The 25,295-nt window shown below is 56.2% G+C and carries 24 protein-coding genes; 10 read left to right on the top strand and 14 right to left on the bottom strand.

The annotated features are described in order from the left end of the window. Positions 1–196 precede the first annotated feature (196 nt). The 8 genes from nusA to U9R25_01155 all read left to right on the top strand — a co-directional run bounded on the left by nusA (position 197) and on the right by U9R25_01155 (position 8,406). Positions 197–1,870 (top strand): transcription termination factor NusA, encoded by a 1,674-nt coding sequence (nusA, locus tag U9R25_01190; protein MEA3334494.1) that lies wholly within the window; start codon positions 197–199, stop codon positions 1,868–1,870. Positions 1,871–1,922: 52 nt separating this feature from the next. Continuing rightward, on the top strand, positions 1,923–2,270 hold the full coding sequence (locus U9R25_01185; GenBank protein MEA3334493.1) for a YlxR family protein: 348 nt from the start codon (positions 1,923–1,925) through the stop codon (positions 2,268–2,270). A gap of 262 nt (positions 2,271–2,532) precedes the next feature. After that, complete coding sequence (gene infB, locus U9R25_01180; GenBank protein MEA3334492.1) at positions 2,533–4,557, top strand: translation initiation factor IF-2; 2,025 nt, start codon at positions 2,533–2,535, stop codon at positions 4,555–4,557. Positions 4,558–4,574: 17 nt separating this feature from the next. Beyond that, positions 4,575–4,973, top strand: a complete 399-nt coding sequence (gene rbfA, locus U9R25_01175; GenBank protein ID MEA3334491.1) for a 30S ribosome-binding factor RbfA — start codon at positions 4,575–4,577, stop codon at positions 4,971–4,973. Positions 4,974–5,063: 90 nt separating this feature from the next. Continuing rightward, the gene (locus tag U9R25_01170) at positions 5,064–6,065 is read left to right on the top strand and encodes a bifunctional oligoribonuclease/PAP phosphatase NrnA (protein MEA3334490.1); all 1,002 of its coding nucleotides are present in this window, start codon (positions 5,064–5,066) and stop codon (positions 6,063–6,065) included. Further along, the gene (gene truB / locus U9R25_01165) at positions 6,062–6,979 is read left to right on the top strand and encodes a tRNA pseudouridine(55) synthase TruB (GenBank protein ID MEA3334489.1); all 918 of its coding nucleotides are present in this window, start codon (positions 6,062–6,064) and stop codon (positions 6,977–6,979) included. Before U9R25_01170 ends, truB begins: the two co-directional genes overlap by 4 nt. A 3-nt stretch (positions 6,980–6,982) precedes the next feature. After that, positions 6,983–7,966 (top strand): bifunctional riboflavin kinase/FAD synthetase, encoded by a 984-nt coding sequence (locus tag U9R25_01160; protein MEA3334488.1) that lies wholly within the window; start codon positions 6,983–6,985, stop codon positions 7,964–7,966. Between the two features lie 23 nt (positions 7,967–7,989). Further along, positions 7,990–8,406, top strand: coding sequence for an archease (locus U9R25_01155; protein MEA3334487.1), 417 nt, complete (start codon positions 7,990–7,992; stop codon positions 8,404–8,406). A 54-nt stretch (positions 8,407–8,460) separates the two neighbouring features. Here U9R25_01155 and thyX read toward each other — a convergent pair whose 3' ends face one another. The 9 genes from thyX to ffh all read right to left on the bottom strand — a co-directional run bounded on the left by thyX (position 8,461) and on the right by ffh (position 17,141). Continuing rightward, on the bottom strand, positions 8,461–9,171 hold the full coding sequence (gene thyX / locus U9R25_01150) for an FAD-dependent thymidylate synthase (protein ID MEA3334486.1): 711 nt from the start codon (positions 9,169–9,171) through the stop codon (positions 8,461–8,463). 17 nt (positions 9,172–9,188) lie between these two features. Continuing rightward, a complete protein-coding gene (locus U9R25_01145) occupies positions 9,189–10,004 on the bottom strand; it encodes a hypothetical protein (GenBank protein MEA3334485.1) in 816 nt (271 codons plus the stop codon). Positions 10,005–10,013: 9 nt separating this feature from the next. After that, positions 10,014–10,841 carry a pyruvate, water dikinase regulatory protein gene (locus U9R25_01140; GenBank protein ID MEA3334484.1) on the bottom strand — a complete coding sequence of 276 codons (828 nt, stop codon included), beginning with the start codon at positions 10,839–10,841 and terminating at the stop codon, positions 10,014–10,016. Positions 10,842–10,891: 50 nt separating this feature from the next. Then, complete coding sequence (gene gcvPB / locus U9R25_01135; GenBank protein ID MEA3334483.1) at positions 10,892–12,403, bottom strand: aminomethyl-transferring glycine dehydrogenase subunit GcvPB; 1,512 nt, start codon at positions 12,401–12,403, stop codon at positions 10,892–10,894. Beyond that, positions 12,400–13,776, bottom strand: a complete 1,377-nt coding sequence (gcvPA, locus tag U9R25_01130) for an aminomethyl-transferring glycine dehydrogenase subunit GcvPA (protein MEA3334482.1) — start codon at positions 13,774–13,776, stop codon at positions 12,400–12,402. The genes gcvPB and gcvPA overlap by 4 nt, the downstream gene beginning before the upstream one ends. After that, entirely contained in the window at positions 13,776–14,183 is a 408-nt protein-coding gene (gene gcvH / locus U9R25_01125; GenBank protein MEA3334481.1) for a glycine cleavage system protein GcvH, read from the bottom strand. The genes gcvPA and gcvH overlap by 1 nt, the downstream gene beginning before the upstream one ends. Before the next feature lie 16 nt (positions 14,184–14,199). After that, on the bottom strand, positions 14,200–15,312 hold the full coding sequence (gene gcvT / locus U9R25_01120) for a glycine cleavage system aminomethyltransferase GcvT (protein MEA3334480.1): 1,113 nt from the start codon (positions 15,310–15,312) through the stop codon (positions 14,200–14,202). A gap of 24 nt (positions 15,313–15,336) precedes the next feature. Next, positions 15,337–15,645 (bottom strand): hypothetical protein, encoded by a 309-nt coding sequence (locus U9R25_01115; GenBank protein ID MEA3334479.1) that lies wholly within the window; start codon positions 15,643–15,645, stop codon positions 15,337–15,339. A 152-nt stretch (positions 15,646–15,797) separates the two neighbouring features. Beyond that, positions 15,798–17,141 (bottom strand): signal recognition particle protein, encoded by a 1,344-nt coding sequence (ffh, locus tag U9R25_01110; protein MEA3334478.1) that lies wholly within the window; start codon positions 17,139–17,141, stop codon positions 15,798–15,800. 264 nt (positions 17,142–17,405) lie between these two features. On the opposite strand from ffh, the gene U9R25_01105 reads away from it, so the two are divergent. Beyond that, positions 17,406–17,705 carry an isoamylase early set domain-containing protein gene (locus U9R25_01105; GenBank protein ID MEA3334477.1) on the top strand — a complete coding sequence of 100 codons (300 nt, stop codon included), beginning with the start codon at positions 17,406–17,408 and terminating at the stop codon, positions 17,703–17,705. A 229-nt stretch (positions 17,706–17,934) separates the two neighbouring features. On the opposite strand, the gene U9R25_01100 is transcribed toward U9R25_01105, so the two are convergent. The 4 genes from U9R25_01100 to U9R25_01085 all read right to left on the bottom strand — a co-directional run bounded on the left by U9R25_01100 (position 17,935) and on the right by U9R25_01085 (position 23,453). Continuing rightward, complete coding sequence (locus U9R25_01100; protein ID MEA3334476.1) at positions 17,935–19,059, bottom strand: hypothetical protein; 1,125 nt, start codon at positions 19,057–19,059, stop codon at positions 17,935–17,937. Positions 19,060–19,654: 595 nt separating this feature from the next. Continuing rightward, a complete protein-coding gene (locus U9R25_01095; protein ID MEA3334475.1) occupies positions 19,655–22,180 on the bottom strand; it encodes a DUF5666 domain-containing protein in 2,526 nt (841 codons plus the stop codon). A gap of 15 nt (positions 22,181–22,195) precedes the next feature. Next, positions 22,196–22,708: a sigma-70 family RNA polymerase sigma factor gene (locus tag U9R25_01090; protein ID MEA3334474.1), complete on the bottom strand. Its 513-nt coding sequence runs from the start codon at positions 22,706–22,708 to the stop codon at positions 22,196–22,198. 127 nt (positions 22,709–22,835) lie between these two features. Next, positions 22,836–23,453, bottom strand: coding sequence for a CDP-alcohol phosphatidyltransferase family protein (locus U9R25_01085; protein ID MEA3334473.1), 618 nt, complete (start codon positions 23,451–23,453; stop codon positions 22,836–22,838). A gap of 245 nt (positions 23,454–23,698) precedes the next feature. On the opposite strand from U9R25_01085, the gene U9R25_01080 reads away from it, so the two are divergent. Beyond that, on the top strand, positions 23,699–24,448 hold the full coding sequence (locus U9R25_01080) for an NAD-dependent deacylase (protein MEA3334472.1): 750 nt from the start codon (positions 23,699–23,701) through the stop codon (positions 24,446–24,448). A 42-nt stretch (positions 24,449–24,490) separates the two neighbouring features. Here U9R25_01080 and U9R25_01075 read toward each other — a convergent pair whose 3' ends face one another. Beyond that, positions 24,491–25,291 carry an undecaprenyl-diphosphate phosphatase gene (locus tag U9R25_01075; GenBank protein ID MEA3334471.1) on the bottom strand — a complete coding sequence of 267 codons (801 nt, stop codon included), beginning with the start codon at positions 25,289–25,291 and terminating at the stop codon, positions 24,491–24,493. Between the last annotated feature and the right edge of the window lie 4 nt (positions 25,292–25,295).

The raw sequence follows: 25,295 nt of genomic DNA, 5'->3' as shown, positions 1-25,295 counted from the left end.
GATATCCTATGCCGGGTATTCGTTTTTAGATTTGGCAAGTCAACACGGTGTGTGGTAAAATGCCACCGAGCTTGAAGAATGTTGGTCGAGAGAAGTGGGCATCCCCCACTTTTCTTGCTGTAAGGCACTTTTCATTTTGTGCCCTCAGCGCACAATTCTGGGAAAAAGAGTGGCACCGGGAGTAAAAAAAAGGGATATGAAAAACGAACTGATCATGGCCATCAACAGCATCTGCGTCGAGCGCGAGCTTGAACCCCAGGTGGTTTTTGAAGCCATTGAGGCAGCCCTGGTTTCTGCCCACCGTCGCCGGTTTGGCACGACAGCAGAAGTGCAGGCGAGAGTTGATCCCGCAACCGGGGAAATGCAGATCTACATTGAGAAGTTGGTTGTTCCAGAGGTAGACGACGAGAGCATCGAGATATCCCTGGTAAAAGCGCGCGCGATTGACACAACGGCCGATTTTGGACAGGTCGTGCTGGTCGAGAATACGCCGACGAGCTTTGGACGGATCGCAGCTCAGACTGCCAAGCAGGTCATTCTCCAGCGAATCAGGGAAGCCGAACGGGATGCAATCTACCAGCGCTTTCAAAATCGTTTGGGCGAAATCCTTCTTTGTTCCGTCCGCAACTTGGAATACAGCAGCGGAAACGTTACGCTTACCATCGATGGTAAGGCGGAAGGCATCCTCACTCGCGAAGACCAGATTCCCAATGAACGCTACCGGCCCAACAACAAAGTGCGCTGCTATCTGGTAGATGTTACCCATGGTAATCGTGGCCCGCAAATACGCCTGTCGCGAACCCACCGGGGGCTCTTACGACGGCTGCTCGAACAAGAAGTGCCTGAGATATTCAATGGCAGCGTTGAGATCAAGAGCATCGCACGTGAGCCGGGGCATCGTTCCAAAGTTGCCGTTGTCGCTATTCAGCCGGGGGTTGATCCCGTTGGTTCGTGTGTTGGGATGCGTGGCGTACGAATCCAGGCAATTGTCAACGAACTAAACGGCGAGAAAATCGACATTGTTGAATGGCACCCGGATCCTGGCCATTTCATTGCCAACGCGCTGAGCCCGGCCAAGGTTACCACCGTTGTGCTGGACGACACAATTGAAAACCGGACAGCAATAGTCGTCGTTCCCGATCGCCAACTCTCACTCGCGATTGGCAAGGAGGGGCAGAACGCCCGACTGAGTGCCAAGCTCACCGGTTGGCGCATCGACATCAAGAGCGAGGCCGAAGCCGAAGAAGAGCAGCTTGATCAGTTCGCCATCGAATTGGCAGCCAAGCGTGCACGTCTTGCCATGGCAAGAGCTCGTGCCCAAACCGAAGATATCCTGTCGGTCGCCGAACAACTTCTCACCGACGAAGAAGCCGCCGAGGCGCAAGCCCTTGCGGAAAGTGAAGTACCTGGCACGGTTGACGGCGAACTCGAGGTTGACGGCGAACTCGAGGTCGAGGCTGAAACCGAGGTTGCCATCTCCGACGACGCTGCTGCATTAGAGCCCGATGCTGAGGCAACAGAGGCGGTGGGCGAAACAATGGTCGACGAAATCGCCGATGCGACGGTAGAGGCCGAAGCCAGTGAAGCAGAGTCGGACGAATACGACGAGTACGACGAGTACGACGAGTACGACGAGTACGACGAGTACGATGAGTATGACGAAGAAGAGGCTACACCTGACGCAGCTGAGGTTGAGGTCCAGACACAGGAAGTCAGCGATGATCCTGAAAAATCGAAGGCCGAGCAACTGCAGGAACGCAAGATTCGAGATAAGCGTCGGAAACTGGTTTTCGATGAAGAAATCGGTGAGGTTGTTGCCATTCGACAGCGAAAACGTGACAGCCAGGACTGGTTCGATTACGACGAGTAACTACCAGGGATGAGCAGGACACTCTGTTCCGCATCCCTTTCGATACTGAAAAGTGGCAAAGGCAAAAAAACCGCAACGCACAAAACACGATCCTCAACGAACGTGTATTGCCTGCCATAGAGTTAGTGGCAAGCGTGAAATGGTCAGGATCGTTCGAACGAGGGATTCTGGAATTCAGATCGATCCTGGTGGCAAGCTCGCCGGCCGCGGTGCCTACATTTGTTTGCGCAAGAGTTGCTGGCATCGGGCCCTGGACCGCTCGCTGATTAAACGGGCGCTGAAAGTGCCCCCGACTGAAGGTGAAATGGCCCTATTGCAGGGTTTTGCAGGCCGCCTGTCCGATGACACTAAGCCAATTCCAGAAGTGCCACAGCAACCGACGACGGCCGGCGAAGAGTGATCCCAAACCGACAGATATGGTGCCAAACAGTTGTGGCCAATCATGTGGACCCTGGTGGCAAAAAGGAAGAGCGCTATGACGAGGAGTGATCCTATGGGCGTCTGAGTTTCCCGGTCTCACTCACCAGGCGTTCCTCCTCCTAGCCTCCAATAGCTCCTCAGGTTCCTGCCACCGTATCAGCATATCAGACGTTAACTCGTCGTCCAATACTCTGGAACTATGCCTTCCCGCATCAGGGAAAGGCCCTGTTAAGGAAAACTTTATGGCAGAAGAAAACAAGACATCCAAACCGGCGACGAGTCAGTCGTCTTCCAAACCCACTACCTCTTCCAAGAGTCAACCCAAAACCGGCGGAACCCAAGCGCCTCGATCGAGTGCGTCAAGCAGACCACCGCGCCGAAGACGTCCCAATCCACCTGGACGGCGCCGCAGGCGACGAAAACCGCGACCTCGACCAACCGCAGAAGCGCCGAGCACCGAGCCAACGCCGGCGGCCCAGCCACCATCAACTATCGAACTCCCGGAAACCATTACGGTACGAGAGATGGCTGAATTAATGCAGCGAAGTCCCATCGACATCATGAAGGTGTTGATGAACTTCGGAATCATGGCGCCCATTACGCAAACCCTGGACTATGATACGGCGGCGATTGTTGCCGAGGAAATGGGTGTTCAGGCCACACCGATTGCGAAGGCTCAAGAAGAGACGACGGCAGAAGAAGAAACGTTGGCGCACCCGAAGACCCTGCGCCAACGCCTTCTGGAAGATACGCCGGAGGAATTGTTGGTCATCCGGCCCCCGGTGATCACGGTGCTCGGTCATGTCGATCATGGCAAGACAACCCTGCTGGATTCCATCCGAAAAACCGATGTCGTTTCAGGCGAGTCGGGCGGCATCACCCAGCACATCGGTGCCTATCAGATCATCCACGATGGCCGCAAGATCACCTTCCTTGATACACCTGGCCACGAGGCTTTTACCGCAATGCGGGCTCGTGGCGCTCAAGCCACTGACATAGCAATCCTGGTCGTCGCTGCAGACGATGGCGTCATGCCGCAAACCAGGGAAGCTATCGCCCATGTCAGGGCAGCTGGCGTGCCGATCGTCGTGGCATTGAACAAGGTGGACAAGGCCAATGCAAACCCTGACCGGGTAAAGCAAGAGCTGGCGGAACAGGATTTGATTGTCGAGGACTGGGGAGGCGATGTGATTTGCGTCCCCGTTTCCGCGCTTCAAAACCAGGGAATCGACGATTTGCTCGAGAATCTGCTGCTGGTCGCCGACGTGGAAGTCCTTCAAGCGGATCCGGAAGGGCCGGCCATCGGCACGGTCATCGAGGCATTGCTGGATCGAAACCGGGGCGTCACAGCGACCCTGCTGGTTCAAAAGGGCACACTGCGCGTGGGCGACGCCATGGTGATCGGCACCACCAGTGGGCGGGTTCGTGCCATGTTTGATAACCGGGGAGAACCGGTAGAATCCGCCGGGCCCTCGACGCCGGTAAAAGTACTGGGAATCTCGCAAGTACCCACCGCAGGCGATATCTTTCAGGTAACTGAAACCGACAAACTTGCCCGAGAGAGAGCTGAACAACGAGTCGAGAGACGCCGCGCAGCACGAGAGGATGTCGGGAGCAAGGGCATCACTTTGGACGATGTTTTCGCGCAGATGCTGGCCGGCAAGGTCAAGGAACTTCGCCTGGTGCTGAAGGCCGACGTGGATGGTTCGCTGGAACCGATTGTCAACTCACTGAAGGACCTGGGCACCGACGAGCTTCGGGTCAAACTTCTGCAGACCGGCACGGGCGAGATAACGGAGTCAGACCTGATGTTGGCTGTCGCGTCCAATGCCATTGTTCTTGGCTTCAACACCCAACCAACACTGGCTGCACAGAAGTCGGACCTGGTCAGGCAGGTGGACGTTCGAATCTATGAGGTGATTTACGAGCTGATCGACGATATTGACAAGGCGCTCAAGGGTCTCCTGGACCCCGTTTACGAGGACAAAAGCCTGGGGCGCGCCGAGGTACGAGCGGTGTTCAAAATCCGAAGACGGGGCAACATTGCAGGCTGTTATGTGTCCGAAGGCGAGATTCGCCGAAATGCGCTCGCCCGGGTCTACCGTGGCGACGAAATCCTCTCTGAAGGCAAATTTAATTCACTGAAGCGCTTCCAGGATGACGTCAACGAGGTGAAGAGCGGCTTCGAGTGCGGCATCGGCATCGACACGTTCGATGACTTCAAAGAAGGCGATATCATCGAAGCATACCAGAAGGTCCGCGTCTAGACAGTCGGAAAAACCCTATGACATCACGAAGGCAATTGAGAGTCGCTGAACAATTGCAACGGGAACTGGCACAGATAATCGATTACGACCTGAGAGATCCGCGGCTGGAGTTTGTAAGCGTAACGCGGGTCGACGTGACGGGTGACCTGAGATACGCCACTGTATACGTCAGCAAACTTGGCGACGAAACATCGGGCAAACAGGCAGTAAAAACATTGGAAAAGGCAGCGGGCTATATTCGGCGAGAGATCGGGTCGCGCCTTTCGTTGCAGTATGTACCGGAGCTAAACTTCCGCTACGACGACGGCATGATCATCAGCCAGCGTCTCGGCGACCTTCTCGACTCCCTCGTTCCGGAGAACTCAGACGAAGCTCACGAAGCCGAAATGGGGCCTGAGGAAACAGGAACGGACTGATCGATCCCGAACGCGCCCCGTTAGCCTGTCTCGCTGCAAGGAAATGAGACCGGCCAATGGGGCATTCTATTTTGAATTGGATATTGACAAATGTATTCGGCAATCAAATCCTATCTGGCTTCCAGCCGACAAATCCTTCTGATCAGCCACGTTGCGCCTGATGGCGACGCAATTGGCTCCATGCTGGGCTTGAAGGCCCTGCTGGAAAAGAACAGGAAAACAGTCATCGCCGCCAATCAGGATGGCGTGCCAGATTCCTTGCGCTTTCTTCCGGGCTGGGAGACGGTTGTCACCGAAGCCGCCGGCAGCAAGCCAGACCTCATCGTCAGTCTGGATTCGAGCGACATGCGACGCCTCGGTACGGTGATTGACCCGTTCCTCCATGCCGGCATTCCCCTGATCAATATCGATCACCACGTCACCAACGATAACTTTGGAACCCTCAATATCGTCAATCCCGAGGCCAGCAGCACCTGCCAGATTGTGTTCGAAATCAGCCAGTCGCTGGGCTGGGCGGTTGACCGAAATGCTGCCCAATGCCTGCTCACCGGCATCTCCACCGACACTCGCAGTTTCCGCACTGCCAACGTCACGGCAGAGCTTATGGGAATCGCCCAGAAACTGATGGAAGCAGGAGCGTCTCTAACCCCGGTCAACGAAAATGTATTCAATCACCGGTCAATGGGTTCCATTTGCCTGTGGGGAAAAGCGATTGAAGCCCTGAAGTTGCAGGACCGGATAATCTGGACCACCATCCCCCGATCGATGCGAACCTCATGCCGTGGTGTGGAACAGAGCGACACCGGGCTGGTCAGTTTCATGGTCGCTGCGGACGAGGCTGATGTTTCTGCTGTTCTTGTCGAGCGCGATGATGGACAGACCGATGTGGGCATGCGCGCTTCCCCCGGTTTCAACGTCGCCGATGTGGCCCGGCAGCTTGGCGGCGGAGGACATCCCCTGGCTGCGGGTTGCCAGCTGAATATGTCCTTACGGGAAGCCGAAAAAAAGCTCATAGCCGCACTGCGCCTTTCCCTGGCGAAACAACGAACGAACACGAGGTCCGCCAAGAGCGCTGAGCCGAACCAGCCATGAACGGGACAACACAACAGGACACCTGGGGGCTGCTTGTCGTCGATAAGGACGCCGGCTTGACATCCCATGACGTCGTTGACCGGGTACGCCGGATGACCAAAATCCGCCGCGTGGGGCATTCTGGCACCCTGGATCCGATGGCAACAGGGGTTCTGGTATTGGCGCTTGGCAAGGCAACGAGACTTCTTGAGTACCTGGTAGGCGCCGAAAAGGTCTATGACGCCGATATCACCCTGGGGTTCACCACCGATACCTACGATGCCATGGGCCAGATCACCAGCGAGGCTCGCCTGCCTGGATTATCATTCGAGCAGGTGGACTCGGCACTGGATAGCTTTCGGGGCGACATCATGCAGACGCCCCCCGCTTTTTCGGCCCTGAAGCGCGACGGTATCGCCATGTACAAGAGAGCACGCGCCGGCGAACAGGTATCGGCCGAACCGAGGCCGGTTACAGTTCATGACCTCCGGTTATTGGATTATACTGGCGGTCGGCTGCACCTACGTATTTCATGCAGTGCGGGAACCTACATCCGCTCGATTGCCCATGATCTGGGAAAGAGGCTTGGCTGCGGCGGCACGTTGACCCGCCTGCGCCGCCTGGCCGTGGGAGACCTCACGATCGACATGGCAAACAGGCTGGATACTCTATCCGCCGCGGTTGACGCCGGGCAATGGACAGACCTGTTGCTTCCAGCTGAAAGGGCCATTGCCGAACTTGACACGATCACATTGTCAGAGAGCGATGCCAGAAAGATCCTTTTTGGCCAGTCGCTGGACGCCGCGATATCTGATTGCACCGACTCATACCTGGGAGCTTTTGATCCGGCAGGCAAACTGCTGGCGATCATTCGGTATGATGAAGCTAAGAACATCTTCCGGCCAGTGAAAGTACTTGCCCAGGCGAATGGTTAGAGCATGCAAGTTTTCAAAACTCTCCCGCACCCTCCTCTTGCCATCCACTCGCACCTGACCATCGGTAATTTCGACGGTGTACACCTTGGTCACCAGGTTCTGTTACGCGCGATGATCGAAAGCGCCCGTCTTCAGAATAGCCTTGCCGGCCTGCTTACGTTCCATCCCCATCCGCTGACCGTGATCCGGCCCGGGCACCACCATCGCCGTCTCAGCAGTGTTGAGGAGCGCCTGGAAATCCTGAATGATCTGGGGCTCGACTATGTGGTGGTCTACCCGTTTTCCCGGGAAACAGCCAGTACTTCCGCCAGCGACTTTGTCACTTCACTGGTACAGTCATTGGACCTCACTTCGCTCTGGGTCGGACCAGATTTTACCCTTGGCCGAAATCGCGAAGGTAATGTAGCAGCCTTGCAATCAATGGGCGACAGATTGGGCTTCGACCTGAAAGTAATCGAGCCCCAGGCCGTCGCCGGTATGGAGGTCCGAAGCAGGCAGATTCGCCAGCAATTGGCCGACGGCGATGTCTTCCTGGCAACCCGCCAACTTGGCCGACCCTATTCGATTCGGGGCACGGTAGTTGCTGGCGCGCGCAGAGGGCATCAAATCGGGTTTCCTACAGCCAATCTGGATGTGCCAGCGGGCCGACTGATACCGGCATATGGCGTCTATGCAACCTGGGTGCGCCTGCTGGATGACTCCGGTGCAGGCTCGACGCCGCTGCCATCGGTAACCAACATTGGCGTGCGCCCCAGCTTCGACAATGGGCAACCCACCGTTGAGACACACCTGTTAGACTACGAGGGTGATCTCTATGGCCGAGCGATATCCCTCTCGTTCGTCGAACGCCTGCGCCCTGAGATTCGCTTCGCCAACGCTAACGAACTGCGGGAGCAAATCGGGAGGGACGTCCGCTCGGCTCGCCATATCCTGGAGAAGGCATCCAACACCAGTGCGTCGCTCAGCGACGCTGGTTGTGCGGGCTAGGACGAGCCCCACATCAGGGAACCATGTCGAAATTCTTTGAGGAACTGGATCATACGGCCGATTGGACCATTCGCGTCTGGGGAGGTTCGTTGGAGCAATTATTCGAAAACGCCGCGGCAGCCATGTTCTTATTGCAGGGTGCGGAACCCGAAGCCGAGGCCAGGCTGGAAAGCAGCGTCGCCATCGGAGCGCCCGATCTTGAAGCCCTCATGGTTGCCTGGTTGAACGAACTCCTGCTCCTTTCGGAAGTGCAAGATGGTCTCTTCACAGGATTTGCGGTTTCCACGGATCAGTCGGATCGGGGCTACGAATTGACGGGAACCGCCCGCGGTGTCGCCGGGCGCGGCCATCTTGCTCACATCAAGGCAACCACTTATTGGGATTTGTTCGTGGGTTGCGTGAACGGCAGGTGGGAAGCCACGATCACGTTCGATACATAAAGACCTGGCCTCTCGCGAAGACGGGGTGTCCCCAAGTGCAAGAAAAAGCCTGACTTACGAGTGTGAGGCAACCTGAATGCCAAACGGTTGCAGCCGATATTTCTCAAAGGCCTCTGCCGTCCATGGCAGAGCAGGCTTGAAAAACTCCCGGAAGATCGTCTGCGCATACTCCCTGATCTCCAGTTGAGCATCGGTGGCCATTCGCAATCTCAGAAACCGCATGAGATTGTGGGCATCTGTTTTGCACACCCACGTATAATAGACTGCAAAACCAGCCAGGAACAGCCGGGCCTGCTCCCGCGCCACGCCAGCCTGCAGTGCGGCCTCGTAAAGCCGGTAGCCTTCTTCGTAATGCTTGACCAGAGCATCGCTCAGCCACTGACCATCCGCAAGGTAACCTTCACTGGCCTGTTTGTTGTCTTCGCTCTGCAACCGCCATTGCTCAGAGCCAACTTCAAAAAAATCCTTTTCCTTGAATGGTGTATAGCGCCCGCTTTGCGCGTTGAAACTCCAGGTTCGATGCCTTACCCACTGCCACCAAACCACCACCGGTGCCCGGATCCGAAACTTGAACTCGACCATTTCAAACGGGGTTGTATGATAATGTTTCAACAGATAAAAGAGTAACCGTTTATCCTTTTCTGTCCCCTTGCTCTCACCGAGAAATGAGGCCCGCGCAGCGGAAACAATCGCGTTATCATCCCCCATAACATCCTGAAGCTCGATCCACCCCTTGTCCAGAACCATCACACGCTCGTTAATCATCGACTCCCTCACATCGTTTAGTTGATCTGCGATGTCTCGCTTACTATGATCGCATCAAGATCAGACTCAAGCCAATCCTCGATGGTCTCCCTTGCCTGCCCAACGGCGCCTGCAACGATATAGAATCCCCCATTGTCACCAACCCGGATCAGCCGCGGGGAAACCTCAGGCAAAGGCGCCACAATCGCCGGTGCAGCCGGTCGATAAAAGGGCGTAAGGCCAAGAGCAAATACTGGGGAAAAAGCGTCGTACTCGCCACTCGTGTAGGTTGTAGTCAGAGATGGCACCTGATGGCGTAGCGCATCAGCCAATTGCTGGTTGTCAACCCGCACTACCAGACGATCGAGCGCTGAAGAGGCATCACTCGCTATCAGCAGGGCGGAAAGAGCGCCAAAACTGGGTTCTGGCATGTCGACAAAGAAGCGCATTTCAGGGAACGCGCGCAAAACCTCATTGAGGCTGGCTACCTCGAGTCCCTGTTCGGCGCCCAGCGTGCGCACGTCGTCGAGCGTCAGCGTCGAAGCGCCACTGCGGAAATCGGAACCCTGCGCATCCTGCGATGACGGCAGCACAGCCAACTCCCCGTCCCGGGTCAGATAGACCGGCAGGTATAGCCCCCCGGCACCGGAATCGCGCGCCGCCTCCATCGCAGCGAGGGAGTAAGGTACCCCAAAACTACCGTGCCCGGTATCGACGATCACCAGGGGTTTATCGGAAGCGTCCTCAAAGAACGCCCGCGGCTCAAGAGCATCGACGGTCAACAGACGATACACGCCAAAAACAACCAATAGAATGACCAGAAATAGAATCAGGCGCAGAACAAACTGTTTCATTGAGATTGGCTACTTATCCTCGTTCATCCGGCGTCGTATCAGGTCAACCACAACCTGAGCAGTTTCCTCTATCGACCGGCCCGTCACGTCGACGACCGCAAAGTGTCCCCGTCGGTACAGCAGGTTGGCCCACTCCAGCTCTTCGGTGATATGGTGGATATCGCCGTACCGGCCGCTGACCGGCAGACCCTGCTGGCGTCCCCGCCGCAGACGGAATTCCTGCAATTGTGCCGGCTCCACCGTCAGCGCGACCACCTTGTTCCTGTCGACCTCGAATAGCTCCTGAGGCGGCTCCTGATTAACCACGATTGGCACATTGGCCACCTTCCATCCTTGGGTTGAAAGATAGACACTCAGCGGCGTTTTGGAGACCCTGGATACGCCGGTCAGAACGATGTCAGCATTCTCCAGATCGCGGGCACGCTGACCATCGTCATGGCTGACCGAAAACTCAATGGCTTCGACGCGACGGAAATACTCGTCATGCAGTTGCCGGTAAAGTCCTGGTTCTTCGAGCGGCGCCTGATCCAACTCCAGGCTGAGACGCTGAAGCAGCCGCCCGATCAGGTCAATTGCCACTACATTGTGATTGCGAGCCAGGCTCACCATTGCCTCTCGCAGGTCAGCCTCTACCAGTGTATGAACGATGGTGCCTCCATCAAGTGCCGCAGACAGAACCACCTCTTCCAAACGGGCAACGTCGCGCACTTCGGTCACCAAGTGCACATCGGTTTTGGCGCTGGGGAATTGGCTCAAGGCCCGGTCCAAAACGGCTGTCGCGCTGGTTCCGGTCCCGCCAGAAACGACATAAATTGGCAACTCGTTACGGGCTGGCACCGTGGATTATCCTTTCTTTTTGCAGGCCAGAACCATCGTTTCCCTGTTGATCAACGGCGACAGAAAATCGCCTGCCGGGCGGCACGCACCTCGTCGAGGCGACGTACTGGTGCCTGATGAGGCGCCTCGTGAAGCAGGTCCGGATCGGTGCGGGCCTCGCCTGCGATAGCGATGAGCGCGTCGGCAAAGAGGTCAAGCGCCTCCTTGCTTTCTGTCTCAGTTGGTTCAATCATCAACGCTTCCTTCACAATCAATGGAAAATAGACCGTTGGTGGATGGAAGCCATAATCCATCAATCGCTTGGAGATATCCAGGGTATGGACGCCGGACGCACCCTCCAAAATCCCCTGGGCAACAAACTCATGCATGCAGGTCCGGTCGCTAAAAGCAATGGGATAGGAGCCCTCACCCTGCAGCCGCGCCTTCAGGTAGTTGGCGTTAAGCACGGCGTTCTCCGCGACCCGGCGAAGTCCCTCGGCCCCCAGCATTCGGATATACGTGTAGGCGCGGACCAGCACGCCGAAGTTCCCGGCAAAGCTGCGGACCCGTCCGATCGATTTTGACGGCGTGTACCAGACCAAGCGATGAAGGTCGGTGGGTCCCTCTTCAGCCAACGGACCGGCCAGGAAGGGCAAACCGGGCTCTTCATCAACGATAGCCTCAAGGGCCACAAGAGGACCAGGCAGAAACGATGCCAGTTTTTCTACAACACCGACGGGGCCGGCCCCGGGGCCACCACCACCATGCGGTGTGCTGAAGGTCTTGTGAAGGTTGAAGTGCATGACGTCGATACCGAGTTCGGCAGGCTTACAGATCCCTACAATGGCATTCAGATTGGCGCCGTCGCCGTAGACCAGGCCACCAGAATCGTGGACCAGCCTGGTAACCTCAAGGATGTGTTCCTCGAAGAGGCCAAGGGTATTGGGATTGGTCAGCATCAGACCGACGACCGTTTCGTCCAGGTTCTCCTTGAGAGCAGCCAGATCGAGATTCCCGCGGTCATCTGAAGGCAATTCCACTACTTCGAGACCCGACATGGTGGTCGAGGCCGGGTTCGTACCATGAGCAGAGTCGGGCACCAGAATCTTTTTTCGTTTGTTATCGCCGCGGTCCAGATGGTACTTGCGCATCATGAGTACACCGGCCAGCTCACCTTGCGCTCCCGCAGCAGGTTGCAGCGTCACCGCGTCGAAACCGCTGATCTCCGCCAGGTAAACCTGCAACTCAAACATCAATTGCATAGCACCCTGAACCAGATCGGTATCCTGAAGGGGATGAATTTGAGCGAATCCGGCCAATCCGGCGGTTAACTCGTTGACCTTCGGATTGTACTTCATCGTGCAGGAACCCAACGGATAAAAGTTGGTATCGATGCTCATGTTCTTCTGACTGAGCCGCACAAAATGCCGCACGACATCCAATTCACTCAATTCCGGCAAAGGAAGTTGTTCAGCGTCCCTCACGTAGCCCTCGGGCAAGGGCGCTTCAGGCACATCCAATTCGGGCAATCGAGGGCCTGTGCGACCGGGGGAGGAAATTTCATAGACTGTAGGTTCGATCATACCACTACCTCAACGGTGAGAACTGATGCAGCTTGCGTCAGCGCCTCTACCAGATCATCGATCTCCTGGCGACTGTTCATTTCGGTCACGCAAACAAGAAGGCATTGGCCCAGATCAGGATAATCTCCGGTCAGGTCATAACCTGGCAGCACACCCCATTCCGTCAACAGATAATCCTTCAGATCGCTCACGTCAACCGGACACCTGATTACGAACTCCTTAAAGAAGGGCCGGCTACCCAGTACTTCGAAACCGTCGAGTTCGTTGATTCTGGCGGCCGCGTAATGGGCTTTATGGTAACATTGCTCGGCGACGGAGCGCAGCCCATGTTTCCCCATGACTGCCAGATAGATGGACGCCATCAGCGCGTTCCATGCCTGGTTGGTACAGATATTGCTGGTGGCCCGGCCGCGGCGAATATGCTGCTCCCTGGTATTCAGAGTGAGCACATAGCCTGTGTTGTCATCCGCGTCGACCGTTTCTCCGGCAATCCGGCCTGCCGACCTGCGAACGTCCTTCTGCCGCATGGCAAAAAAGCCCAGATAGGGACCGCCGAAACTGATCGCGTTGCCAAGGCTTTGGCCTTCGCCCATCACGATATCGGCGCCATAATCACCAGGCGGTGTGAACAGCCCAAGACTGATGAGATCCACCGCCACCGCCAATACGGCGCCAGCGGCATGCACGGCGTTTGCCAGATCCTGCATCTCAGCCGGGCTATGCAATTGGCCCAGGAAATCAGGATTCTGAACTACCACGATAGCCGTGTCGTCGTTGCAGAGATCGATCAGCGCATGGAAATCATTGTCTAGATCGCCGTCGCCGACGATATCCAGATCCATGCCCTGGGTATATGTGCGCACAACCTCCCGATACTGAGCGTTTACAGTCGGCGACAGTACAATCCGTTTACGCCGACCCCGCGCCATATTCAGGGCCATGATGACGGCTTCAGCGGTTGCCGTAGCACCATCATAATGACTGGCATTCGCCACGTCCATACCGGTCAGGGCAGCAATCATCGTCTGATACTCGAAGATCGCCTGCAGCGTGCCTTGACTGACCTCGGCCTGATAGGGTGTATAAGCGGAATAGAATTCCGATCTACCTGCAAGGAAATTCACTACCGACGGGGAGAAGTGATGGTAGGCGCCTGCACCGATGAAGCTGGAAAGGTCCTCGCCGCTCTCGTTGGCGCCAGCCAGGCTGCCCAGGTCGCGAATGGCCTCCAGTTCACTGAGCGGTTCAGGCAGATTCATTGGCGGATAGCGGAAAAGTTCCGGTACATCGAGAAAGAGGTCTTCGATGCGCTCCACACCGATTTCTGCCAGCATCTCCGCTCGCTCTTCATCGGTGGTCGCAATGAATGGCATTAGTGGCCTCCAGAATCATCGAGGTTTCCAGCAAAAACCTCGTAGACCTTGGCTACCATCAAGTTGTCCAGTTCAGCCAGGTCTGTTGGACGAACCTTCATTATCCAGGCACCCCCGTAGGGATCTTCGTTGAGCAGTTCAGGTGAATCTTCCAATTCCTCATTGACCTCAACAACTTCGCCACTAACCGGTGCATAGACCTCTTCAGCCGCTTTCACCGACTCGACGGTGCTGTAGACCTCACCCTGTTGCACCTCGCTGCCAACTTCAGGCAACTCGATGTAGACGATGTCAGACAGTGCGTTCTGGGCAAAGTCACTGATTCCGCAAACCACCAGACCATCTTCAACGCGGGCCCAGTCGTGGGACTTGGCGTAGTGCACGCCACTATCGAATTTGTATACCATGGAATGTCCTCCTCTGCTAGCGCCGGTAGGCAGCAAGATAGAACGGTCGCCGGACGACGACTGCTCTCTTCGGTTTGTCTCGAACAATTATGTCAATTTCAGTATTCAGCCTCGACGATTCGGCGGGCACGTAGGCAAGCCCGACGAAACGACCGGTTGTCGGGGATTTCATCCCGGTCGTCACCTGGCCGACCACGGTACCGTCGACTGCGACTTGATAGCCAGCGCGAGGCACGGCCCGATCCACCATCTCAAATCCGACCAGTTTTTTGGGCGGCCCTTCGAGTTTGAGCTTGAGGAGCGCATCACGGCCGATAAAACCACCCTTGTCAAAACTTATGGCCCACCCCAACCGCGCGCCAACTGGATCGATGTCCTGATCGATCTCGTGACCGTAAAGAGCCAAACAGGGTTCGAAGCGAAGCGAATCGCGCGCAGCCAGACCACAGGGAAGTAACCCATCGGCCTTTCCCGCTTCCAGCAAAGTACGCCACAAAAAAACAGCGCTGCTCTCGGGAAAAAACAGTTCGTAGCCATACTCGCCGGTATAGCCGGTGGCGCCGATCACAGTGGGAATCCCGGCCACCTGCGCCGAAATCGATGTATGAAAGGCCAGTTCATCCAGATCGGTGTCGACCAACCGTTGCAGGATTTCTTGTGCTTTGGGTCCCTGTAAGGCGAGCATATACACCCTGTCAGATATATCCTCGATCTGGACATCGAAGCCGCTCGCGTGAGCTTCCAGCCATGCCAGATCCTTGCGACGGTTGGTGGCATTAACCACGATCCACCAGCGATCGCTCTCGAAGCGATAGATGAAGATATCATCCACGACACCACCGTCAGCATAACAGAGCAGGCTGTAGCGAGCATCGCTATCCTGCAAAGACCGCAAATCGGCCACCTGGACAAATTGAAGGAACGGCAACACATCAGTGCCGCGGACTTCGAATTGGCCCATGTGATCGATGTCGAACAGGCCGGCATTGGTGCGAACTGCCTCATGCTCTTTGATTGGACCAATGCCGTCATATTGGACAGGCAGCTCCCAACCTGAAAACGGCACCATTCTTCCATGAAGTTCCAGGTGCTCATCGTACAAAGCTGTTCGTTTCAATGCTTTAACCACGGGGACTCTCCAATCCAGGATCGATCAGGCTTCGGAAACTTCATCCACCGCCCTCACGGTGATGTCACCCACCTCTTTCGTCTTGAAAGTCCAGGCAACACTGTACTCACCGGCAGGCAGACTCGCACCAGGCACTGCCACGCGGGCGATCGCGTTCAAATCGAAAGCCAGCGATTTCTTGGACGATATCTCTGCCCCGGTTCGAAGCAGGGGTTCAGGAGGCCGACGGTGCCCGACCGCAGGACGTTCCAGTGAAAGCAGAACTTCTTCACCCTCAAATACCTGGCCGTCGATCTTCAGCGGCCCCACTGCAATCAACGTAGTTGGAGCCAAACGATTCTTGAATGCTAACTCAAATCCTTGATCGGTGTTCCTGAGGCTGTCTGTTTCGTAAAATTTATTCGATAAGCCAATTGGTAATCTCGTCATGACCCGGTTCTGTTTTTTCAACTGCTCGATCCATGCCTGGCACTTGATTCTTTCGATCACTCCATCGGAAAACCGGGGAAGCCCGGAATCTGCCCACGACGACGCTTGCCACCACCGCCAAACTGTTTCATCATTCTCTTGATCTGCTTGAATTGGGAAAGAAGCTCATTGATCTCCTGCACATTCGTGCCGGAGCCGCGAGCGATTCTGCGTTTTCGGCTGGCATTGATGATCTCTGGCCGCCGCCGCTCCTCTCGAGTCATTGAACTTATGATTGCCTCGATCTGGCCCATCTGCTGATCCGTAACTTCAGCAGAAACGTCCTGGCTGATCCGGCCAAATCCTGGAAGCATATCCATTATTTGGCTCAGCGGTCCCATTTTCTTCACCTGAGCCATTTGCTCCAGAAAGTCGTCCAGATCAAACTCACCCTTCATCATGCGCCGGGCAGCCGACGCGGATGTCTCATGATCCATGGTTTCCTGGGCTCGTTCGATCAGGGTAAGCACGTCGCCCATGCCCAGGATACGGTTCGCCAGACGATCTGGATGAAACACTTCCAGTGCATCTGTTTTCTCACCCGTGGCCAGGAATTTGATCGGGACATTGGTGACCTGGCGCATGGAGATGGCAGCACCGCCGCGAGCGTCGCCATCAACCTTCGTCAGAATCAACCCTGTCAACCCGATCTTTTCGTGGAAGGATTTTGCTACATTCACTGCCTGCTGACCTGTCATCGAATCAGCGACCAGGAGAACCTCCTGGGGTCGCGTACGATCGCGAATCTCCTCCAGTTCCTGCATCATCAAGTCGTCAATCTGAAGACGACCCGCAGTATCCAGGATGACAACCGTGTAGGCAGCATCCCGGGCACGTCGCACCGCATTCTCGCAGATGACCGGTGGCGGGACCTGATCCCCTTCACTATGCACCGGAATGTCCAATTGTTTGCCGAGCACCTCGAGTTGGTGAATGGCGGCAGGACGGTAGGTGTCGGCGGCGACCAGCAGTGGCCGCTGTCCTGACTTTCGCAATGACCGGGCCAGTTTGGCGGCAGTAGTTGTCTTGCCCGACCCCTGGAGACCAACCAGCATGATCACGTGAGGAGTGGTGCCAGAGAGGTCCAACCTGGAAGACTCACCAAGCGTCTCTACCAGTTCCTCGTGAACGATCTTGACGACCTGTTGAGCGGGTGTCAGGCTCTTCATGACCTCAGCGCCAATCGCGCGCTGTTTTACCCGATCGACGAAATCCTTTACTACCTTAAAATTGACATCGGCTTCAAGCAGCGCCAGGCGAACCTCGCGCATGGCGCGATCGACATCGGCTTCCGAAAGACGCCCGCGACTCGAAAGGCCATCGAAAATGTTCTGCAATTTGTCAGATAGGGACTCAAACATTATTGGCTCCCGTCAACTCTTTTCCCTGGTTTTTCCAACCACAATCAGCGACGAGGCAAACCGATATCAGCGGTTCACAAGCACACCGAACTGGCGTTGGGTGGCCCCCGGCGCATTTACAAAAATCATTCTACGTTTTGCTTATCTTTTCGTCAAGTTGCGCACCGAACGTTTTTGTGTTTTGCCTTGATATGGGGATTATGCTATGCTACCAGCAATGCTGCTTCCAGGTAGAAATCCCTATGATCTGGATATATCCATAGAATGATTCGTCGAGAGCATACTTCCAACCCCAATACAGTGCTGATCGCATTCGAGTATCCAGCCGCCACACGAGCGCGCCAGGTACACCTGGTGGGCGACTTTAACGAGTGGGATGAACTTGCGACGCCAATGGGGAAAGATAAACGAACCGGTATCTGGACTGTGCAACTGGAGCTGGCGAGAGGTCGGGAGTACCAGTTCCGCTATTTGGTCGACCAGTCCATCTGGCACAATGACTGGCATGCCGACCGCTTTGTGCCAAACATCCATGGAAGCGACAATTCGGTCGTAAGCGCTTAGCCAATTGTCAGTGGTCAATTGCCATTGATGGCCCCGCATCGCTTCGATGAGCGCGCTATCGACAACAGTTCGACTTTGCTCACCTCAGGCGTTTTCTCGATGTTGATGCGATAGCCACCCGAAGCGTTTCAGTGCGCACAGTACGACGCCCACCCTTGAAGGGTGAGCGTTTTCGCGTATAGGCTACGGGAAGTGCTGTCGGTACGAAAGAATCAAGCTGCCAAACAGGTCAGTGATCGACTTCGATGCCCGGCAGAAATACCTTGGGTTGATACAAGGGTGCATGTCGGGAGGAGAAGATATCACGCTCGCTGCCGTTGGCAGCGCCGCTCCATGCGACGTAGAGCGCTCCATCAGCACCACCTTCCATGACCATGTCGGCAAGTCCGCTGTCGTTGGCGATCACTGGATCGGGCACGTGCCAGTTGGGGACATCTCCCCTGCGCCAGCGAAATACAATGGTATTTCCTTCCCGCCAGACAACACTGATCTGAGTCCCCTGGGTTGCCAGAATGGCAGGCTGACGGGCATCGATTCCAGGAACCGACACATCCTCAGGATATTCCCACCCACTCGGGTTGCCCTTCACGTAACGAACCCGGCTGGTATCCCCCTCCACCTCTTGCCAAACCATGTGGACACGATTGTCAGAATCGAGGGTCAAAGCGACGTCGATGGAGTCCGTTTCCGATGAAATCGAAACATTTTCTGGCAATGTCCACTCGTAGATCTTGCCCTTCAGGTGGTAGATATCCTTGGCAGCAACTCCGATCCCGCTGGATTGGAAGGCGAGATGAAGCCCCTCAGGATCCTGACCATCCGCCACCAATACCGGTGTCGCGCCTCGAGCATTTTGAATCGGTTCGTTGAGCCAGGTCTCCTCGAACCAACCGTGATAGATCACTTCATAACCGGGGGTTTCATCGGTCCAGACAGCATGAACCGTTCCCTGATGGTCGATAGCAAGGTCGGCCAGGCGGGAAGCACCCGTTGTCTTGGAAACCTTAATGGGAAGCGACCAAATCCCCTGATCGAACACTACGAAGAAGATATCGTCCTTGAAGAAAAACTCGTTGGTGAAGACTACATGAAGCGCACCCTGTTCATCGAGGCCGGCGGACGGTTGCCGCCCGGTTGCGACAGTTGCAGGCGAACTCCATTGACCGTTGTCGCGCACCGAATAGAAGATTCTCGCATTCTGCTCCCACAAGGCGTGAAGCTGACCATTTGGTCCACTTACCAGGGCGGGACGGGTTGCCCTTGCCTGCGACGATGAGATATTCTCAGGAAATGACCAGTCGGCGCTTAGCACCTGATGGGATGAGGCTGGTGAGCCAGTCAGGTCGTTGGACATGGCCGAGCTACTCCTTTGATCAATGATGGCAGCGTTGTACGGAGCCCCGGAAGCCAGATTCGAGGTTTCAGATGGGAGGCTTGCCGAAAGGAAGTTGGATGCGAATCCAGGAACTGATTCCAGGACCCTTGCCAGGCTACGAGGAGAAAGCCCCGAATAAACACCTGTAGTGGTATTCAGGCCTTGGGCCACCAGCAGGCCACTGGTGAATCCCAAGAACAGTACAAGCAAAAACTGCCACCCGAACTTCGACAAAGAGGTCGAAACCGTGGCGGCATCCCGGCGATGGTGCAAAGTTGGAGATCGTTGTAGGTTATTCATTTCTGGCCCAGGCCACTGGACAACGCGGAAAAAGCATTCCAGACCCGAGACAACCTCGGCTTCTGGCACCAACTGCTTCTTTTTTTCTTGCGCTGCAGTGTTAACGGCGGCGGCGGACGATTGATGAGAACAATAATGCCCAGGGCGTCATAACTTCAGCAAGTATACAACAGGTTCAAAAAACGCGCCAGTCGAAAAAACCGTTGATATTTTTCTTGCGACAGTGAGCCATCGAAGCCTGTCTGCCGCGCTGCACGGCTATCCGCCAAAGGTGTTACTCCGGCGTCGGCGTGAGCGGAATCGGTATTACTGCAGTCGATGTCGGCGAGGGTCGGGGGGTCGGTGTATCCGTTGGCGCTTCTGTCGGCGTATTGGTCGGTTCAGGTGTCGATGTATCGGTCGGTTCAGGTGTCGATGTATCGGTCGGTTCAGGTGTCGGCGTATCGGTCGGTTCAGGTGTCGGCGTATCGGTCGGTTCAGGTGTCGATGTATCGGTCGGTTCAGGCGTCGGCGTACTGGTCGGTTCGGGTGTCACGGTATCAGTCGGCTTGACCGTCGGGGTTTCCGTGGGTTCAGGAGTCGAAGTATTGGTCGGTTCGACCGTTGGCGTATTTGTTGCCGTAGGCTCCAATGTCGGAGTATCCGAAGGTGTAATGGTTACTGTGGGTGTACCGGTCGGCGTCGGAGTAAAGGTCGCCGTGAGACTCGGTGTAAAGGTCGGCGTATGGGTTGGCGTATCAGTGGGACCGAAGACGTGAATTCGGCGGGCGTACAATCCCTCGGGGCGAACCTCAGCCTCAACCTGGGCGCGACGTCCGACCTCGGGATCACCTGCAATATCAGTAGACCCATCCACATGGATCGTCTGGCCTCCTACAACCCAGGTATCACCGTTGATCGAGGTGATGATCCCATCGATATAGACAATCTCAGTTTCCCGAACATGGATCCACTTCGCTTCCCATGGTCCGCCCGGATCGCGCTCGGCCCGCACCGACGCAACTTTCCCAATCTCCGGATCGCCGGTGATCTCGGTAGAGCCGGTAACCACAACCCAGGTGCTGCCGATCTGCCAATTGGAACCGTTCATGGCGTTGATCCGACCGGTGAATTCCTTGATCTCCGGTCCGGGTGCCCCTCTGACAACGGTAATGAGGGTCGCGAGGATCTCGCCGCCGGGCTGCGGGAAGCCCTCCACATTGACATCCGCTCCCACCTCAGCCGGCGCCACGGTTTCGTCGATGACGGTGGCGCTATCCAGGAGAACTCGATGGTCGGCCACACGCCACCAGTTGGTGTGTTTCTCCAAAATCACACCGCCTACGTTTATAGTAGTCGGGGTTGTGGGGGTCGGGGTCGGCGTAATCGTCGCCGTTGGGGTCGGCGAGGGACTCGGCGTCGGCGATGGTGTCGGCGTGCGGGTTGGAGTCCTCGTCGGCGTTCTGGTCGGAACCGGGACGGCAGCCGAAACCGGCGTATTGCTCGGCTCATGCGTCGGTGTATCACTTGGCAGTGGCGTCGATGTCCAGGTCGCTGTCGGCGTTGGTGTGGCAGTCGCAGGCAGGGGAGCGGCCTCCACAGAGGACTCTGATGGGCCTTCCAGGATCCAGATGTTAATGGCATGGAGCGTGCCGCCGCTATCGGAAACAGCCTCGATAAGAACCTTACTTCCCGGCTCGGGAACACCGTCGAGAACAATAGTGTCACCCGAAACCATGACCGGGACCGCAAGATCTGCAAGCCACCAGACTCCATCCTCGATGCGCTCTATCTCACCCGGAATCACCATCCGGGCAACCCGCCCCAATCCGGAAATGGCTTCTGCTTCGACCCGGCGCTGACCCGCAAGCTGTTCAGCTAAAATATCGCGGGGCCCGCCGTCGGTAGTCAGAACCAGACGGACACGTTCGGACGCCAGTTTGACTGGATAAAGGGCATCTCCGGGCAAGGAAGAGGCGGCAACCTGAACGGAAAACCCACTCAAACCAACCAACACAACCAGGAGGGCAGCCGCAACAGCAGCCCATCGCCTTGCCCCCGGCACAAAGAAAGACTCGATGCCATCAAGTAAACCGTACCAGAACGCAAGCAGTGGCCCTGGTTCATCAGCATATTCGCCTGCTGCGGCCAGAAATGCCGCTCGCTGGGCTGAAACTACCGCGGGCTGTCGTTCCGGGACCGGTTCGGCAGCGGGTTCGAGGGCGAACACTGTATCAAGAAGCGATCGTAATTCCGCCGCATGGTGGGGGAACCTGTCGATACACTGGTCGAGCGTTGCCCCCGATGCCATCATGGCCAGACTCGCGTCCAGCGCGTCGTCGATGCTGGTTGCCGGAGCCTGGCCCAACAGCGTAGCGCGTGCCAGGAAACGATTGCGTTCAAAGGCTACCTGGTCCGGATCCGGCAGTGGCGCAGGGTCGCTCAGGGTTTGAAGTTGGTCCACCGTAACCAGGAGCGGTTCGAGTTGCTCGGCCAGGTCGGGAAAGGCATCACTGCATTCATCGATGGTGGCGCCGGCCCCTAACATGAGGGTGGCCTGCGCCAGGGCATCCTCCAACTCCTGGTTTACCTGCTGACCAAACAGGGTGACTTGTTCAAGGAAGCTTGTCCGGGCTACGTCCAGCGTTTCGGGATCGCGCGCGGGTACTGGCCCGCCCAACCCGCGCAGGGCCGCCACCAGCTCAATCAAGGGGGCAAGACTGGAGTCCGTGGCGTCGTCGGCGAAGACACATTCGTCCACGCTGGCGCCACTTTCCAGTTCACCTACATATGCCTCAAAACGGGCACTCATATCTGCCATGGTTTCTAATGCCTGTTACACCATCAACCGACGAAGAGATGAGACCGCCCTGTATTGCAGGGCCTTAATAGCACCTTCCGTCTTTTCCATGGCCATAGCGACTTCAGCAATGCTTAATCCTTCAAGGAACCGTAAAGTTACGACCTGGGCTTGTTCTTCCGTCAGTCGATTGATGGCATCACGCAACCCCTCGGCGTCCAGCGCACGCTGAGCTGCTTGCTCGGGGCCCACGCCTTTGGAAACGAGAGCCGGTACATCTTCGAATGAAACCTGGGTGGAGCGCCCCCGGCGACGGTAGTAATCGATGACCAGGTTATGAGCAATTCTATAAAGCCAGCCTGAGAAGGAGGACTGCCAGGCACGCTCGTTTTGAATTGCTTCGAGCACACGCAAGAAGACCTGCGATGTTAGGTCTTGCGCGACGGACGGATTACCGACTCGATGATACATGTAGCTGTAAATCTTGCCCTGGTATTGGTCGAAGATCTGAGCCAATGCATCAGTATCGTAGGCTTTTGCCCGTTCCAATGTGTGCTTCTCCAAGTTGGTTGTCTTTGACGACACCCTCATCACCTCTCAAGACGTACGGACGGCGGAAAAATAACGCCCAGTTTTTGAACAATTTTTATCCAGTTGACTGAGGTCAACAAATTGGCTAATTTCGCTCCGATTCAGTCGCTTTCCATACGGCATAAACCCGCTGGATAGCGGTGACGTTGCTGAAAATAGCCAGGACCCAGAGCGCCAGGATCAGAACGCCGGGGCCTCCAGGAAACGGGTGCCATCCCGAGAATACCAGGCCAATGACCAGGACAATGATGCGTTCGGCTCTGGTTAGGATGCCAACCTTACACTCGATATCGAGACTCTCGGCCTTGGCCCGCGTATAGCTTACCAACAGGGAACCGACGATTGAAACATAGATCAGCAGAATACCAGTCCGATCGCCTATTCCTGTCATGTACACAAGAAGGCCGAAGAGAACAATGGCCTCAGCATAACGGTCGATGGTTGAATCGAGGAAGGAGCCGAAGGTGCTGGCGCGCCCGGTCATGCGAGCCAGGGTACCGTCGAAGGCGTCGAAGATGGAAAAGAGGACCAGCAAGATTCCAGCCAAAGGAAGGTATCCGAGCGCGATCACTACGGCAACGACCGCCTGAAGCATGAGGCCGATAATTGTTAGCTGGTTTGGTGTAACCCCCAGGCGCTGAAAAAACCTGGCTACCGCCTCAAGAAATCCCCGAAAAAAACCGCGGGCCCAATCAGATATCATTTGGTGCTAGGCTCCATGTCTAGGCCCGAGAATTCGTGTGCATCATACCACATTTAGCGTCGGCGATATCGGCAGAATACTGGATAGCGGGCCCGATCGAAGAAGGCCATCGGCACGGCGCTTCACCGTCATCACCTACCATAATACATAAAAAGCTGAATTACGTCAAGTGCTCGCCGTTTGTCCGCCAGTGACTCGTATGGTACAGTAGCCGAACCCAGAACCCGGCTGGTAGTCGATAACCTATGAGCCAGCAAGAAATCAGGAATGCCTCCAGAATACTTCGTTCCGCAAGCCATGTGATGGCGCTCACCGGTGCTGGCATCAGTACACCCTCAGGGATCCCCGATTTCCGTAGCCCCAGTTCAGGACTTTGGCAGCAGGTTGACCCGTTCATCGTAGCCTCCATTTGGGGATTCCAGGACACTCCCACCGCCTTCTATCGATGGTTTGTCCCCCTGGCTCGACAGATCCGCCACGCCCAACCCAACCCGGCCCACCACGCCCTGGCCGAGTGGGAACACAAAGGCCTGTTGCCCCTGATTGTGACCCAAAACATCGACGGTTTGCACCAGGCAGCCGGTTCGAGCGAGGTCGTCGAACTTCATGGACACTTGCGTTCAGCCTCCTGCCTCTCATGCCGCCAGCAGGTCTCAACAGAAATCCTCTGGCCCCTCGTCGAGCGCGGCCAAATCATCCATTGCGAAGCATGCAACGGCCTGGTGAAACCAGATGTTATCCTGTTCGGTGAACCGCTGGAGTATGAGAACCTGAGAAAGGCGCAACAGGCCGCCCTCGAGTGCGACGTGGTGATCGCCGTCGGATCTTCGCTGGAGGTTGAACCGGCGGCTGATCTTCCCTATCTGGCCAAACGCCAGGGTGCTAAGATCATTCTTATCAATCGAGAACCCACCCGCGCCGACTCCATTGCAGACGTCGTAATCCGAGGGGATGCGGCCACGATCCTGCCGGCCCTGGCGCACGCTTGCCGCTAACCACTACTGAATCCGCCAGCCGTCGCAACGACATAAAGAGGTTCAGGCAATCCATTGCCACCAGGCCAGGATCGTCGCCCCCGCAATGATCCGGTAAATTCCAAACAATAGAAAACTGTGGGTTTGCACGTAGCGCAGCAGCCAACCAATCACGACCAAAGCAACGACAAACGATACAATCGCGCCGACGATCAGGTTAAGTGCATCGTCCCGACCGATCTGATCCAGGCTGGTCAGCAGTTCGAATACAGTCGCGCCCCCCAGGGTCGGTATGGCCAGATAAAACGAAAACTCGGTGGCAGTTTTCCTGTCAAGACCGGAGAGCAACCCCCCCACGATCGTGGCGCCCGAGCGTGAGGTACCAGGAATCAGCGCGGCCACCTGGGCAATGCCGATGGCCAGTGCTTTTTTGGGTGGAACAGCAAAGAGATCGCTGATGGCCCCCTCACGTTCAACCCTGTCGACCAGAATCAGAATGACGCCACCCAATACCAACGCCACCGCCACCACCAAGGGCGAGAATAACACTTCCTTGATCCAATCATGGATAAGGAAACCGATGATCGCCGCGGGTAAAAAGGCAATGAGAATATTGAGCCAGAAGCGTTGGACAGTCCTGTCGGTCGGCAATCGTTTTGCCTGATCCAACAAGTCGCGGAAGAAATAGACGACGACAGCCAGGGTGGCGCCCAACTGGATGAATATCTCGAACGTGCCACCGATGGATCCCTCAAAATCGATCAGATCGGCAACGACGATGAGATGGCCTGTGGACGAAACGGGAAGGAATTCCGTGATTCCCTCCACGATGCCGAGGACAATCACTTTCCATAGTTCATTCATAAAA

It is taken from the genome of Chloroflexota bacterium, assembly GCA_034717495.1.
GTDB lineage: Bacteria > Chloroflexota > Anaerolineae > JAAEKA01 > JAAEKA01 > JAYELL01.
Note: the sequence above shows the minus strand (reverse complement) of the source record. Positions and strands in the feature narration are given on the sequence as shown.